The sequence below is a fragment of the Sphingomonas sp. QA11 genome, assembly GCF_028473665.1.
In the GTDB taxonomy this organism is placed as follows: Bacteria; Pseudomonadota; Alphaproteobacteria; order Sphingomonadales; family Sphingomonadaceae; genus Sphingomonas; species Sphingomonas phytovorans.
Genome location: NZ_CP098774.1, coordinates 1789703 through 1803441 on the forward strand (window position 1 = coordinate 1789703; position 13739 = coordinate 1803441).

13 protein-coding genes are annotated in these 13739 nt (G+C 64.9%); 9 read left to right on the top strand and 4 right to left on the bottom strand.

Going from position 1 to position 13739, the window contains the following annotated elements:
- Nucleotides 1-68 precede the first annotated feature (68 nt).
- Together lipA and NDN01_RS08165 are read left to right on the top strand one after the other, a co-directional pair.
- On the top strand, nucleotides 69-1013 hold the full coding sequence (lipA, locus tag NDN01_RS08160; protein WP_272626849.1) for a lipoyl synthase: 945 nt from the start codon (nucleotides 69-71) through the stop codon (nucleotides 1011-1013).
- A complete protein-coding gene (locus NDN01_RS08165) occupies nucleotides 1013-1486 on the top strand; it encodes a type II toxin-antitoxin system RatA family toxin (protein WP_272626850.1) in 474 nt (157 codons plus the stop codon). The genes lipA and NDN01_RS08165 overlap by 1 nt, the downstream gene beginning before the upstream one ends.
- On the opposite strand, the gene NDN01_RS08170 is transcribed toward NDN01_RS08165, so the two are convergent.
- Both NDN01_RS08170 and NDN01_RS08175 read right to left on the bottom strand, forming a co-directional pair.
- The gene (locus tag NDN01_RS08170; RefSeq protein ID WP_272628099.1) at nucleotides 1432-1947 is read right to left on the bottom strand and encodes a CinA family protein; all 516 of its coding nucleotides are present in this window, start codon (nucleotides 1945-1947) and stop codon (nucleotides 1432-1434) included. The genes NDN01_RS08165 and NDN01_RS08170 overlap by 55 nt on opposite strands.
- Nucleotides 1948-1949: 2 nt before the next feature.
- The gene (locus NDN01_RS08175; protein ID WP_272626851.1) at nucleotides 1950-3104 is read right to left on the bottom strand and encodes a bifunctional 2-C-methyl-D-erythritol 4-phosphate cytidylyltransferase/2-C-methyl-D-erythritol 2,4-cyclodiphosphate synthase; all 1155 of its coding nucleotides are present in this window, start codon (nucleotides 3102-3104) and stop codon (nucleotides 1950-1952) included.
- 86 nt (nucleotides 3105-3190) lie between these two features.
- Here NDN01_RS08175 and dusB point away from each other — a divergent pair, with 86 nt between their 5' ends.
- The 7 genes from dusB to hflX all read left to right on the top strand — a co-directional run bounded on the left by dusB (nucleotide 3191) and on the right by hflX (nucleotide 12277).
- The gene (gene dusB, locus NDN01_RS08180) at nucleotides 3191-4192 is read left to right on the top strand and encodes a tRNA dihydrouridine synthase DusB (protein WP_272626852.1); all 1002 of its coding nucleotides are present in this window, start codon (nucleotides 3191-3193) and stop codon (nucleotides 4190-4192) included.
- Between the two features lie 78 nt (nucleotides 4193-4270).
- On the top strand, nucleotides 4271-5269 hold the full coding sequence (locus tag NDN01_RS08185) for a two-component system sensor histidine kinase NtrB (protein ID WP_272628101.1): 999 nt from the start codon (nucleotides 4271-4273) through the stop codon (nucleotides 5267-5269).
- A 10-nt stretch (nucleotides 5270-5279) separates the two neighbouring features.
- The gene (ntrC, locus tag NDN01_RS08190; RefSeq protein WP_272626853.1) at nucleotides 5280-6734 is read left to right on the top strand and encodes a nitrogen regulation protein NR(I); all 1455 of its coding nucleotides are present in this window, start codon (nucleotides 5280-5282) and stop codon (nucleotides 6732-6734) included.
- 52 nt (nucleotides 6735-6786) lie between these two features.
- A complete protein-coding gene (locus tag NDN01_RS08195; protein ID WP_272626854.1) occupies nucleotides 6787-9003 on the top strand; it encodes a sensor histidine kinase in 2217 nt (738 codons plus the stop codon).
- 3 nt (nucleotides 9004-9006) lie between these two features.
- Nucleotides 9007-10380: a nitrogen assimilation response regulator NtrX gene (gene ntrX, locus NDN01_RS08200; RefSeq protein ID WP_272626855.1), complete on the top strand. Its 1374-nt coding sequence runs from the start codon at nucleotides 9007-9009 to the stop codon at nucleotides 10378-10380.
- A 116-nt stretch (nucleotides 10381-10496) separates the two neighbouring features.
- Entirely contained in the window at nucleotides 10497-10988 is a 492-nt protein-coding gene (gene hfq / locus NDN01_RS08205) for an RNA chaperone Hfq (protein ID WP_443025211.1), read from the top strand.
- Complete coding sequence (hflX, locus tag NDN01_RS08210; protein ID WP_272626857.1) at nucleotides 10985-12277, top strand: GTPase HflX; 1293 nt, start codon at nucleotides 10985-10987, stop codon at nucleotides 12275-12277. Before hfq ends, hflX begins: the two co-directional genes overlap by 4 nt.
- A 27-nt stretch (nucleotides 12278-12304) precedes the next feature.
- Here hflX and NDN01_RS08215 read toward each other — a convergent pair whose 3' ends face one another.
- A complete protein-coding gene (locus NDN01_RS08215) occupies nucleotides 12305-12931 on the bottom strand; it encodes a hypothetical protein (protein WP_272626858.1) in 627 nt (208 codons plus the stop codon).
- 85 nt (nucleotides 12932-13016) lie between these two features.
- The gene (gene mazG / locus NDN01_RS08220; protein ID WP_443025238.1) at nucleotides 13017-13736 is read right to left on the bottom strand and encodes a nucleoside triphosphate pyrophosphohydrolase; all 720 of its coding nucleotides are present in this window, start codon (nucleotides 13734-13736) and stop codon (nucleotides 13017-13019) included.
- Between the last annotated feature and the right edge of the window lie 3 nt (nucleotides 13737-13739).

The window sequence follows — 13739 nt, forward strand, 5'->3', positions numbered from 1 at the left end:
CATGCGGGGCTTCGACAAGCTCGGTCGCAACGGTTGTGGGGGAGGGCACTGATCGCTATCTGGCGCTCATGAACGAGATGACACCCGTCGCCCCTCAAAACCCTTCCGCTCCCCGCCAGCGCAAGCCGGACTGGATTCGGGTGAAGGCGCCGACCAGCACCGGTTTCGCCGAGACCAAGGCGATGATGCGCCGCCTCAACCTCAACACCGTGTGCGAGGAGGCAGCCTGCCCGAATATCGGGGAGTGCTGGACGAAGAAGCACGCGACGGTGATGATCCTCGGGGACACCTGCACGCGGGCCTGCGCCTTCTGCAATGTGAAGACGGGCATGCCCCGCGCGGTCGACGCGCTCGAGCCGCAGCACACCGCCGATGCGGCCGCCGAACTGGGCCTCGAACATATCGTCATCACCTCGGTCGACCGCGACGATCTGCCGGATGGCGGCGCGTCGCAGTTCGTGAAGGTGATTCAGGCGCTCCGCCGCACCACGCCAAAGACCACGATCGAGATTCTCACGCCTGATTTCCGCAACAAGGCGCAGGCGGCGGTCGAATCGATCGTCGAGGCACGTCCCGACGTCTACAACCACAATCTCGAAACCGTGCCGCGGCTCTACCCCACGATCCGTCCCGGCGCGCGCTATTATGCGTCGCTGCGCCTGCTCGAATCGGTCAAGCGCCACGATCCTTCGATCTTCACCAAGTCGGGCGTGATGGTCGGGCTCGGCGAGGAACGGCTCGAAGTCCATCAGGTGATGGATGACATGCGTTCGGCCGACATCGATTTCCTGACCATGGGCCAGTATCTCCAGCCGACGCCGCGCCATGCCAAGGTCCTCGATTTCGTGACGCCCCAGGCGTTCGACGCCTATGCCGCGATCGCCCGTGCGAAGGGCTTCCTGCTCGTCGCGGCCTCGCCGCTGACCCGGTCGAGCTACCATGCCGGCGACGATTTCGCGAAGATGCGGGCCGCGCGCGAGGCCCAGCTTTCGAAGGGGCGTGCGAAGGGCTGATGCCGCGCCATTCGGAAACCCGCCGGCTTCCCTATTCGCGGGAACAGATGTTCGATCTGGTCGCCGACGTTGGCAGCTATGCGCAGTTCCTGCCCTGGGTCACGGCGGTGCGGACCCGGTCGAACAGCGAGACCGAGATGGTCGCCGACCTGATCGTCGGCTTCAAAGGCCTGCGGGAGACCTTCACCTCGAAGGTTGCCAAGACCAGGCCCGATCGAATCCATGTCGATTATCTCGACGGCCCGCTCAAATATCTTCGCAACGACTGGGTATTCCGCCCGCACGCTGACGGTTGCGAGATCGACTTCAGTGTCGATTTCGCTTTCAAGAACCGCATGTTCGAGATGCTGGCGGGGCAGGTTTTCGGCGCTGCCCTGCGCAAGATGATCGGGGCGTTCGAGGAACGCGCCGCGAAGCTCTACGGACCTTCCGAGGCCGGCAGCAGCAACTCGAGCGCGCACAAGGCCGCCTGAAGCCTGATTCCGCCCCGACCCAGATCGCCGAAATCCTTACGATCGGCGACGACATGCCCGGGATCGCCGCCCTTCTCGGCGCGGGCGAATACCACTGTGCCGACAGGTTTCTTCTCGGTCCCGCCGTCCGGCCCGGCCACGCCGGTGATGGCCACCGCAATATCGGCCCCGCTCAGTTCAAGCGCCCCCTGCGCCATGCTCCACGCCGTTGCGATCGAGACCGCGCCGAAGGTTTCGAGCACATCAGGGCTGACCTTCAGCATGTCGATCTTGGCATCGTTCGAATACGTCACGAAGCCGCGCTCGAAGATCTCGGATGATCCGGGGATTTCGGTGATCGCCGCCGCGACCAGCCCGCCGGTGCAGCTCTCGGCAACGCTGATATGGCGGCCGATCGCCTTGTTGGCGTCGACCACCCGCTGCGCGGCCGCGACCAGTTCGGCGGGGAGGATGGTGTCCATGCTCATGCCTGATCCCCTGCTATCCTGATGGTGGCGATCGCCTGCGCGGCAATGCCTTCGCCGCGGCCCGCAAAACCAAGCCTCTCGGTCGTCGTTGCCTTCACGCTGACCTGATTCGGTTTCAGCCGCAACAATGCCCCGATCCGGGCGCGCATCGCCTCGCGGTGCGGCCCGATCTTCGGCGCCTCGCAGATCAATGTCAGGTCGATGAAGTCGATGATGCCGCCCTGCGCCGCGACCAGTGACGCGGCATGTTCCAGAAACTGCGCCGAATCGGCACCCCGCCATTGCGGGTCGCTCGGTGGGAAATGAGTGCCGATATCGCCCTCGGCGATCGTGCCGAGCAGTGCGTCAGTGATGGCGTGCAGCGCGACATCGGCATCGCTGTGTCCGGAAAGGCCCTTGTCGTGCGGGACCAGCACGCCGCCGAGCCACAGTTCCTCGCCCTCGACCAGGCGGTGCACATCGAACCCGGTCGCGCTGCGCACACGCATCGTAGCCGCATGGCGTGCCTCGGCCGCCGCGAAGTCGGCCGGATAGGTGATCTTTTCCAGCATCATGTCTCCCTCGACGAGCGCGACATGGGCGCCGGATGCGCGCAGCATCTGGGCGTCGTCGGTCGGCTCCTCGCCCTGCCACGCTCTATGCGCCGCCAATATCGTCTCGAAGCGGAATGCCTGGGGTGTCTGAACGCGGTACAGGCCGTCACGCGGTACGATCTCGCCCAGTGTCTCCGCGCCGCGCGCCAGTGTGTCGGCTACGGGCAGGGCAGGGATTGCCCCCTCATGCGTATCGAGCGCGGCAAGCAGCCGGTCGATCACCGCCCCGGTCAGGAACGGGCGGGCGGCGTCATGGATCAACACGCGGTCCGGCTTGTCGCCGGACAGCGCCTCCAGTCCGGCACGGACCGATGCGCGGCGAGTCGCGCCGCCGGTGACGTGCACGGCGTCGCCCAGCGCTGACGCCAGCGCCTCTTCCTGGTCAGGGCCGATCGCGACGATCACCCGGGAAATCCCGGGATGCGCCACTAAAGCTGCATAACTATGGGCGATCATCGGCTTGCCGGCGAGCGTAGCGAACTGCTTGGGCGTGGTGCCCCCGCTTCGCGTGCCCTGTCCGGCGGCGACAATCAGCGCTGCGGTACCCCCTGGCGTCATCGCGCTCGCCTAGCTGAACCGAACGATCACCGCCAGCCTTGCCGCCAGGACCATCCTCCCTTATAGGGTGCCCGTTTTTCAGGCACATGACCCAGACACTTGCCCCCATCCAGATCGGACCTGTCCGGATCGAGCGCCCCGTGATTCTCGCGCCGATGACGGGCGTCACCGACATGCCGTTCCGCACGATCGTGCGACGCTTCGGCTCCGGCCTCAACGTCACGGAGATGGTCGCCAGCCAGGCGGCGATCCGCGAGACCCGCCAGTCGCTGCAAAAGGCGGCATGGGATCCGGTCGAGGAGCCGGTATCGATGCAACTCGTCGGCTGCACGCCGCACGAGATGGGGGAAGCGGCGAAACTCAGCGAGGATCGTGGCGCCGCGATCATCGACATCAATATGGGCTGCCCCGTGCGCAAGGTGACGAGCGGCGACGCTGGATCGGCGCTGATGCGCGATCTCGACAATGCCGGGGCAATCATCCGGGCGACGGTCGACGCGGTCAGCGTGCCGGTAACGGTGAAGATGCGCATGGGCTGGGACCATTCGAGCCTTAACGCGCCCGATCTCGCGAAGATTGCACAGGATCTCGGGGCGAAGATGGTCACCGTTCATGGCCGCACCCGCAACCAGATGTACCGCGACACGGCCGATTGGGCGTTCATCCGGCGCGTGAAGGACGCGGTGTCCATCCCCGTCATCGTGAACGGCGATATCTGCTCGATCGAGGATGCGGAGGCGGCGCTTGACCAGTCAGGCGCAGACGGCGTGATGATTGGCCGCGGTGCCTATGGCCGTCCCTGGCTGCTGGCGCAGGTCATGGAGTGGTTCGCCACGGGCCGGCGTGTCGTCGATCCGTCAATCGAACAGCAATATGACCTGATTGCAGAGCATTACGAAGCAATGCTCTCACACTACGGCAACGAAGTCGGCGTCAACATGGCGCGCAAGCATATCGGCTGGTACACCAAGGGCCTGCACGGCTCGGCCGAGTTCCGTAACCGCGTGAACCAGATTCCCGATGCGAAGACGGTCCAGGCAATGCTCGCCGAATTCTACGCACCATGGCGCAGCCGCGCGGCGGCGTGACGTCATGACGGGCGCCTTGTGACGGAAAAGGCGGGGCCAAGCTTCGCCGGTCTCTTCGCTGCCTTGCCGGTCGCGGTCATGGTGATCGATCCGGAAGGGCGGATCGCTTTTGCCAATGCCGAGTGCGAAGTGCTGCTCAACATGTCGGAGCGCGCGATGCGTGGCCAGCCGGTGGACAGCGTGCTGACCGCGCCCGGTGGCCCCAGCCGGCGCGACAATCAGGGTTTTTCCGCCTTCGATGCTGAAATAGAGATCGTCCGCGGCGGGCGGGTGATGGTCGACTATATCGAGGCGCGCGTGCCTGACCATGCCGGCTGGCGGTCGATCACGCTTCATCATGGCGCCACCTCGCGCCGGATGGGGCAGTCGGTCGATCGTGCCTCGGCCGCCAGGGCCGCCGTCGGTGCAGCTGCCATGCTGGCCCATGAGATCAAGAACCCGCTCTCGGGAATTCGCGGCGCCGCCCAGCTGCTCGCCGGCGGCGGCAACGACGAACTGACCACGCTGATCACAACCGAAGTCGACCGAATCGCCGCGCTGATCGACCGGATGCAGGATTTCACCGACACTCGTCCGCTGAGCCTTCATCCCGAGAATATCTATCCGCTGCTGGATCATGCCCGACGCGTGGCGCTGGCCGGGTTCGCCCGGCACGTGACCATCGACGAACGTTTCGACCCTTCGCTTCCGCCCGTGCTCACTGATCGCGACGCGATTCTCCAGGTCGTGCTCAACCTGATCAAGAACGCGACCGAGGCGATGGTCGGACAGGCCGACGCTCGGATCACGCTCGCCACCGCCTATCGCCACGGCATGGCGGTCAGTCCTGCGCCCGGCCGTCCGCGCCAGCCTTTGCCGATCGAAATCTGCGTGATCGACAACGGCCCCGGCGCGCCGGAGGACATTGCCGACCACCTGTTCGACCCGTTCGTCTCGGGAAAGCCGGAGGGGCAGGGACTCGGTCTCGCGCTCGTCGACAAGCTGGTGCGCGACATGGGCGGTATCGTGCAATATGCCCGGGAAGGATCGCCACCCCAGTCGGTGTTCCGCATCCTGTTGCCCCGAGGATCAGCATGAAGGTCTCCTTATGAAGAACCAGGGCACGATCCTGGTGGTCGACGACGATTCGGCGATCCGCACCGTCGTCGCACAGGCGCTGCGGCGCGACGGCCATCGGGTGACGACCGCGGCCACGATCGCCGAACTGGACGTGCAACTCGCGGCGGGGCTTCCCGACGTTCTCATCACTGATGTTGTCCTCCCCGACGGCAACGGTCTCGACCGGGTCGAACGGCTGACGGCTGAACATCCCGGCCTGCCGGTGATCGTCTTTTCGGCGCGCAACACCCTGACGACAGCGGTGCGCGCTACCGAGGTCGGCGCCTATGATTATCTGCCCAAGCCGTTCGACCTCGATGTGCTGGCGCGCGCGGTGCACGGCGCGCTCGCCCGCGATCAGGGCGCGCCGGAGGAGAGCGTCGAGGAGGTCGATTCGGCCCTGCCGTTGATCGGCCGTTCGCCGGCGATGCAGGACGTCTACCGCATCATCGCCCGTGTCGTGTCGAACGACCTTACCGTGTTGATCTCGGGCGAATCGGGCACCGGCAAGGAACTGGTCGCCCGCGCGATCCACGATCTCGGGCCGCGGCGCCGTTCCCCCTTCGTGGCGCTCAACATGGCCGCGATCCCGCGCGACCTCATCGAAGCTGAACTGTTCGGGCATGAACGCGGCGCCTTCACTGGCGCGCAGGCGCGCTCCGCCGGTCGCTTCGAACAGGCTGAAGGGGGGACACTCTTCCTCGACGAGATCGGCGACATGCCGATGGAGGCGCAGACCCGGTTGCTCCGCGTGCTTCAATCAGGCGAGTTCACCACCGTTGGCGGCGCGCGGACGATCCGCGCCGATGTCCGCATCGTTGCCGCCACCAATCGCGAGCTCGCCCAGCTCGTCGCGACCGGGCAATTCCGCGAGGACCTGTTCTACCGCCTCAACGTCGTGCCGGTCAGCCTGCCGGCGCTCCGCGCCCGGCGGCAGGATATCGCGCTGCTCGCCCGCCACTTCCTCGACCGCGCCGCGGAGGGCGGCCTGCCGCGCAAGCAACTCGACGCGGCCGCCATCACGTCGCTCGAGAGCTATGACTGGCCGGGCAATGTCCGCGAGCTCGAGAATATCATGCGCCGGATCGCCGTCCTGAGTCGCGATGAAAGGATCGGCGCTGACGAGGTTCGGGCGATGATGGGGGCAGCGTCCTCGGCCCAGGCGGCTCTCCCCGGCGACCCCGGCATCGAAGCCGCGGTTCGTGCCCGCCTTGAACGCCTGGCGCGCGAGGAACCGGCGGCGCTTGACGATGGCAGCCTCTACGACAGAATCATCGCGGAGGTGGAGCGCCCGCTGATCGAAGCGCTGCTCGCGCGGCATGGCCACAACCAGCTTCGCGCTGCCCGCGCGCTCGGCATCAACCGCAACACGCTGCGCAAACGGCTCGATACATTGGGGATCGATGCCGACGCGGGACGGTCGGGCGGGGCGGATATCGGCTGACCCGTGCGCTTTGTGTGTTTTCCTTGCAACAAAACGTTGTATTGAAGACACGATGACAGCCGAGACGGCTCCCGCGAAAAGAACCAAAGCGCTGAGTTTACGCTTCAGCGTGACCCCGTTCGTCGAGTTGCTCGTTCTGGCCGTTGCCGTCGCGATCGCCACTGGCAGCTATTTCATCATCGTCAGCGGCGCGAATTCCCCGACGCTGCTCACGCCGCTTCTCGTTGCCCTGCTCCTCGTCTCGAATCTGGTGCCGGGCGTCGCGTTGCTCGTTCTGCTCGGCCGGCGGATCGCCATGCGCCGCGCCGCTCGGTCACCCATGGGCGGACGCGGGCGGCTGCATGTCCGGCTGGTCGCGCTCTTTTCGGTGATCGCGGCGGCGCCGACCTTGCTCCTCGTGATTTTCGCCTCGCTCCTGTTCCAGTACGGCGTTGAATTCTGGTTTTCCGACCGCGCCCGGGGCATGCTGGAGAATGCGACATCGCTGGCGCAGGAGAATTACAAGGCGGAACTCCACCGTGTCAGTGAGGAAACGCTGACGATGAGCGGGGATCTCGCCGACTATCTGAAATCCTATTCGATCGACAGCGACGAGTTTTCCAAGGGGTTCGGCTTCCAAGTATTTCGCCGGAACCTGTCAGAGGCAGTGATCACGCGTGTCATGCCGGACGGGCAGATGCAGGCGCTGGCACTGGTGAACCCCTATGACCGGGCGCTCGACCGGGTCATCACCGCCCCGATGATCACCGGGATCAATCGCGGTTCGCCGAGCGTCATCGTACAGAACAAGGATCGCGCGGCTGCCGTCGTGAAGCTTGCCTATGGCAACAACACCTATCTCTATGCCGCCCGCATCTTCGACCCGCAGCTTGCCACCCAGTTGAAGCGTGGCGAGACCATCCTGAGCGACTACAGGACCTTGCAGACGCGCTCACGCTCGTTGCAGCTCAAATTCAATGCTGCATTGTTGTTCATTTCCCTGCTGATCGTCGGGATCGCGGTGTGGATCGCGCTCGAGGTCGCAGACCGGCTCGTCCGGCCCGTGGGCGAACTCGTCGCGGCCGCGCATCGGGTCGCCACTGGCGATCTCACCGCACGCGTGCCAACACCGAAGACCGATGACGAGGTCGGCACCCTCGGCACTGCATTCAATCAGATGACCCGCCGGTTGCAAGAACAGACCGGTGCGCTCGAAAGCCGCCGCGCTCTGATCGAGGCGGTGATGTCGGGGGTTACCGCTGGCGTCATCTCGATCGCCGGGGACGGAACGATCCGGCTGATCAACCGGTCGGCGGCGATGCTGCTCCACACCGGCGACGAGGATCTTGTCGGCAAGCCGCTCGCGGACATTTCGCCCGAGCTAGACGCGGTGATCCGCGGCGAGACGCGCGAGGCGATCGTCGAGGTCGATGTCGACGGAGAGCCCCGGACTCTGGCCGTGAAGATCGCGCGTGCCGATGAAGGGCCGATCCTGACGTTCGACGACATCACCGGGCAATTGCTCGACCAGCGCCGGGCTGCCTGGGCCGATGTCGCGCGCCGCATCGCGCACGAGATCAAGAATCCGCTGACCCCGATCCAGCTCGCCGCCGAGCGGCTGCAGCGGCGCTACAACAAGCAGCTTCCGAATGACGACGGCACCTTCACGCGCCTGACCGAGACGATCGTCCGCCAGGTCGGTGACTTGCGGCGGATGGTCGACGAATTCTCGTCCTTCGCCCGCATGCCGAAGCCGACCTTCCATGAGGAATCGCTGGTCGATATCGCGCGACAAACCCTGTTCCTTCACGAGGTCGCGCATCCTTCGATCCACTTCGATCTCGTCCATGACGATCCCGCCCCGATGCTGGTGTGCGATCGCCGCCAGATCGGCCAGGCGCTGACCAACATCGTCAAGAATGCCGTGGAGGCGATCGAGGCGCGCGCAGAGGGGAGCGAAGGCGCGGTCACCATGACGCTTACGCAGCAGGGCGCGTCGCTCGTCGTCACGGTCGCCGACGACGGAGTCGGCCTCCCCGTGGCACGAGAGCGGCTGGTCGAACCCTATGTGACGACCCGCGCCCGCGGCACCGGTCTTGGCCTCGCGATCGTGAAGAAGATCGTCGAGGAACATTGCGGCACGATCGCCTTCACTGACCGCGAGGGGGGCGGGACGGTGGTGACAATGGCGTTCGATACCGCATCGCTCGCGGCAATGGACACCGGCGGCCGCGACACGACGGAGGGGGAAGACCGTCGCACACCTGAACTCACGCGAAATCGGACCTGAACTATGGCACTCGACATCCTCATCGTCGACGACGAGCACGACATTCGCGAACTCGTCGCGGGCGTGCTTGAAGACGAAGGCTATGAGACGCGCGGTGCGGCGGACAGCGACGCCGCGCTTGAAGCGATCTCCGCCCGCCGCCCCTCGCTGGTGCTGCTCGACGTGTGGTTGCAGGGATCGCGCCTGGACGGGCTTGAGCTGCTCGACGAGATGAAGCGCCGCGACCCGTCGATTCCGGTGCTGGTCATCTCGGGTCATGGCAATCTCGACACCGCGGTGGCTGCGATCCGGCGCGGCGCCGCCGACTTCATCGAAAAGCCGTTCGAGGCTGAACGCTTGTTGCTGATGGTCGCGCGTGCGACCGAGACGGAGCGGCTCCGGCGCGAGGTGGCATCGCTACGCGCCTCGGTCGGCGCCAACAACGATCTGACCGGCAACTCCACCGCGATCAACGGTGTCCGCGCGACGCTGAAGCGTGTCGCCTCGACCGGCAGCCGCGTGCTGGTGATGGGCGCTGCCGGCGTCGGCAAGGAAGTCGCCGCGCGGCTGCTCCACGGCTGGAGCCAGCGGGCCGGCGCGCCCTTCGTCATCGTCAGCGCGGCGCGGATGACGCCCGAGCGGGTCGACGAGGAATTGTTCGGGGTGGAGGAGGGGGGGCAGCTCGTCCGCTCCGGCCTGCTCGAACAGGCGCATGGCGGCACCCTGTTCCTCGACGAGATAGCGGACATGCCGATCGCGACCCAGGCGCGAATCCTGCGCGTGCTGACCGATCAGAGCTTCACCCGGGTCGGCGGCCAGCGAGTCGTGAAGGTCGATGTCCGGGTCGTCTCCGCCACTGCGCGCGACCTGACGCTAGAGATCGCCGAAGGGCGTTTCCGCGAGGACCTCTATTACCGCCTCAACGTCGTCCCCGTGCTGATTCCCGGCCTGGCCGAGCGGCGCGAGGATATTCCGGCGCTGGTCGGCCATTTCATCGCGCACTACGCCTCCGAACGCCGCGTACCGACGCCGGAGATCGCGCCCGATGCGATGGTCGCACTGCAAAGCTATGAATGGCCGGGCAATGTTCGCCAGTTGCGCAACGTGGTCGAGCGCACGGTCATCATGGCACCGGGCGACCGGATCGGCCGAATCGACCTCGATCTCCTGCCGGCCGAGGTGCTGGGCGATCCGGGCGAGATGGGCGGCAGCACCAACGCGATCATGGGATCGCCGTTGCGCGAGGCGCGCGAGACCTTCGAGCGCGAATATCTGCGCATCCAGATCCGTCGTTTCTCGGGCAATATCTCGCGCACGGCAAGCTTCATCGGGATGGAGCGTTCAGCGCTGCATCGCAAATTGAAGCTGCTGGGAATCACTGAAACGCGCGACGAATAGTGGACGAAACGGTCGATCGCTCCTAAATGGTGGTACCGCGCTCAGCGAGCGCGCATCCGACGCCGGGAACCCGGCGCATCGCGGGAAATCACCCGCCAAGAACAAAGGATCGACCGATGGCCGACAAGCAGACGTCGCTGCAAGACCTCTTCCTCAATGCGCTCCGGCGTTCGAAAACGCCGGTGACGATGTTCCTCGTCAAAGGCGTCAAACTCCAGGGCATCGTGACCTGGTTCGACAATTTCTCGGTGCTACTCCGCCGCGACGGCCAGTCGCAACTCATCTACAAGCATGCCATCTCGACGATCATGCCCTCGGCCACGGTCGATGTCGCCGCGATCGTCAATGCGGTCGGCGAAGCGCAGAAAAAGGCGCCCCTGCTCCAGGAAATCTTCCTGAACGCGGTGCGCAAGTCGGACGACAACGTCACCATGTTCCTGGTCAACGGGGTCATGCTCCAGGGCCAGATCGCCGCGTTCGACCTGTTCTGCATGCTGCTCCAGCGCGACGGCATGTCGCAGCTTGTCTACAAGCACGCGGTGTCGACCATTCAGCCGGCGCATCCGCTGAATTTGGCTGACGAAACAGCAGGTTCGGAAGACGATTGACCACAGGCTTCGAACGTGATCGCGATGAGTTCGCACGGGGTGCGCGGGCCATCGTGGTCTATCCCGAACATGGCGTCTCCTCGCGCGATGCCGCTGCGCGCCTCGACGAGACTGCCGGTCTTGCCGAGGCGATCGGCGTTGTCGTGGCCGAAAAGATCGCATTCCGAGTCCGCCAGGCCAAGCCGGCAACGCTGATCGGCAGCGGTCAGGTCGAGCAACTCGCGGCGACGGTACGGATGGAGGAGGCGGGGCTTGTCGTGTTCGACGCGCCGCTGACACCGATCCAGCAGCGCAATCTCGAAAAGGCGCTCGAAGCCAAGGTGATCGATCGCACCGGCCTGATCCTCGAGATCTTCGGCGAACGCGCCGCGACTGCCGAGGGGCGGCTGCAGGTCGAGCTCGCCCATCTCGATTACCAGGCCGGCCGCCTCGTGCGAAGCTGGACTCACCTCGAACGCCAGCGCGGCGGCTTCGGCTTTCTCGGTGGTCCTGGTGAAACCCAGATCGAGGCCGATCGCCGCCTGATCCGCGACCGCATGGCGCGACTGCGCAAGGAACTCGACCAGGTCACCCGCACGCGTGGCCTGCACCGCGACCGGCGCCAGCGCGCGCCTTGGCCGGTGATCGCGCTGGTCGGTTACACCAATGCCGGGAAATCCACTCTTTTCAATCGGTTGACCGGTGCTGATGTCATGGCGGAAGATTTGCTCTTCGCCACGCTCGACCCGACCCTGCGTCAGATATCCTTGCCCGGAATCGACAAGGCGATCCTGTCGGATACGGTGGGTTTCGTTTCCGAATTGCCGACCCAGCTCGTCGCTGCGTTCAAGGCGACCCTTGAAGAGGTCATCTCAGCCGACCTGCTGATCCATGTCCGCGACATCGCGCATCCCGACAGCGCGGCGCAAAAAGCTGATGTCGAGGCGGTGCTGACGGAGATCGGCGTCGCCATCACCACGCCGCAGATCGAGGCCTGGAACAAGCTCGACCTGCTCGAAGACGATGCGCGCGAGGAAATGATAGGAGAGGCGGCCCGCCGCACTGACGTCGTCGCGCTGTCGGCGATGACGGGGGAGGGCGTCGACACCCTGATCGACACCGTAGCAGCGTTGCTCACCCAGGGCCATCGCCGCTACCGCATCCAGCTTCCCGTATCGGACGGCGCAGGCGCCGCGTGGCTGCACGCGCATGGCGAAGTGATCGGGCAGGAGATCGACGGCGACGAAGCGGTCTATGAAGTCCGCATGGCCGAGCGCGATTACGAGCGGTTCAATCAGCGCAACGATTGATCCGTTGCGGCGCGTTGCGACGGGCGGTCATTGGAAAATCTGCCAGTTGGCATTCGTCAAACCGCCCAAGCGGGCGACCTCGTCCACGAATGGCATCAATTGCTCGGGTTGATTGCAGCCTATGGTCACCTGCGAGTAGCGATAGTCCTTGTCTGCGGCCATTTCCATTTCAAGAAGCTGGCAATCGACGAATACGTCATCTTTGCTGTCCCAGTGCTCAATCGGAAATTCCCAGATCTTGGCTTGGGTAGCCAGCGCGTTGAGCTTTGTTAGCTGCTGAGCGGTGAGGGGGGACCGGCGGATTGGAATAGGGTCCGTACTGTCGCGGTGGTAGTCGACTCCACCCGTCTCTATCTTCCCCGTTCCGTCGAATTTTTCTCTGATCAGAACGTATCGAAAGAAGTGGCCATGCCCTTCGGTAAAGACGAAGCGCATGACCTTCTTGTCTTTTCCGGCGAAATTCCGCCAAAGGGGCCGCTGTCCCAGACGTTTCAGGGGGCAGGCGGAAAAGCCCATGCTCCAAAAATACTCATAAGTCTCTTCGGGATAGAGGCCGCAGCCCTCCCTGGCGTTCGATTGGCTCGTCAAAGTCAAAGCCAAAACGAGCGCGCAAAGAGAGAAAAATGGTCTGATCGGATTGGTAGCGACCTTCACGCCTCTCTTACCCCTTGGTCGGGTTCTTCCGGTCGCCATGCTGTTCCCATTTTGTTCGCTTGCAAAGCGTAAGCTGAGAGCAATTTCAACTATTCTCAGCCCGCTTGGCCGATACCCAAAGTGCTTCCTTCGCCTCTAGGTCAAGCGCCGCGAACGCTTCGCCGGCCTCGGCCTCCATTGCCTTGAACCGCCGCTCGAACTTCGCATTCGCCACGCGCAGCGCCGCCTCGGGATCGACGCCGAGGTGCCGCGACCAGTTCACCACCGCGAACAGCAGGTCGCCAATCTCTTCCTCGCGCTCGGCGGGAGAGGCAGCCTCGATCTCGGCGATCTCCTCGTCGATCTTGGCACGGGCACCCGAGGGATCGGGCCAGTCGAACCCGGTCCGCGCCGCGCGCTTCTGCAGCTTCTCGGCACGGAGCAGCGCTGGCAGGCCGATCGCGACTCCATCGAGCGCGCCGGCATCGCCCTTTGCCTCGCGCTCGGCTGCCTTCAGCCTTTCCCAATGCTGCTCATGGCCACCGTCGCTGTCGCCGAACACATGCGGGTGCCGGCGTTCCATCTTGTCGCTGATCGACGCCACGACGTCAGGCAGCGCGAACAGGCCGGCTTCCTCGGCCATGCGGCTGTGGAACACGACCTGGAGGAGCAGATCGCCGAGCTCGTCCTTAAGATCCGCCATGTCGCCACGGGCGATCGCGTCGGCCACCTCATAGGCTTCCTCGATGGTGTACGGCGCGATCGTCGAGAAATCCTGCGCGACGTCCCAGTCACATCCATGATCGGGATCGCGCAACCGCTCCATGAT

Bases quoted from the DNA above. Each gene is read 5' to 3' on its own strand.
- lipA (WP_272626849.1), top strand. From the start codon at position 69: ATGAACGAGATGACACCCGTCGCCCCTCAAAACCCTTCCGCTCCCCGC.
- NDN01_RS08165 (WP_272626850.1), top strand. From the start codon at position 1,013: ATGCCGCGCCATTCGGAAACCCGCCGGCTTCCCTATTCGCGGGAACAG.
- NDN01_RS08170 (WP_272628099.1), bottom strand. From the start codon at position 1,947: ATGGACACCATCCTCCCCGCCGAACTGGTCGCGGCCGCGCAGCGGGTG.
- NDN01_RS08175 (WP_272626851.1), bottom strand. From the start codon at position 3,104: ATGACGCCAGGGGGTACCGCAGCGCTGATTGTCGCCGCCGGACAGGGC.
- dusB (WP_272626852.1), top strand. From the start codon at position 3,191: ATGACCCAGACACTTGCCCCCATCCAGATCGGACCTGTCCGGATCGAG.
- NDN01_RS08185 (WP_272628101.1), top strand. From the start codon at position 4,271: ATGGTGATCGATCCGGAAGGGCGGATCGCTTTTGCCAATGCCGAGTGC.
- ntrC (WP_272626853.1), top strand. From the start codon at position 5,280: ATGAAGAACCAGGGCACGATCCTGGTGGTCGACGACGATTCGGCGATC.
- NDN01_RS08195 (WP_272626854.1), top strand. From the start codon at position 6,787: ATGACAGCCGAGACGGCTCCCGCGAAAAGAACCAAAGCGCTGAGTTTA.
- ntrX (WP_272626855.1), top strand. From the start codon at position 9,007: ATGGCACTCGACATCCTCATCGTCGACGACGAGCACGACATTCGCGAA.
- hfq (WP_443025211.1), top strand. From the start codon at position 10,497: ATGGCCGACAAGCAGACGTCGCTGCAAGACCTCTTCCTCAATGCGCTC.
- mazG (WP_443025238.1), bottom strand. From the start codon at position 13,736: ATGGAGCGGTTGCGCGATCCCGATCATGGATGTGACTGGGACGTCGCG.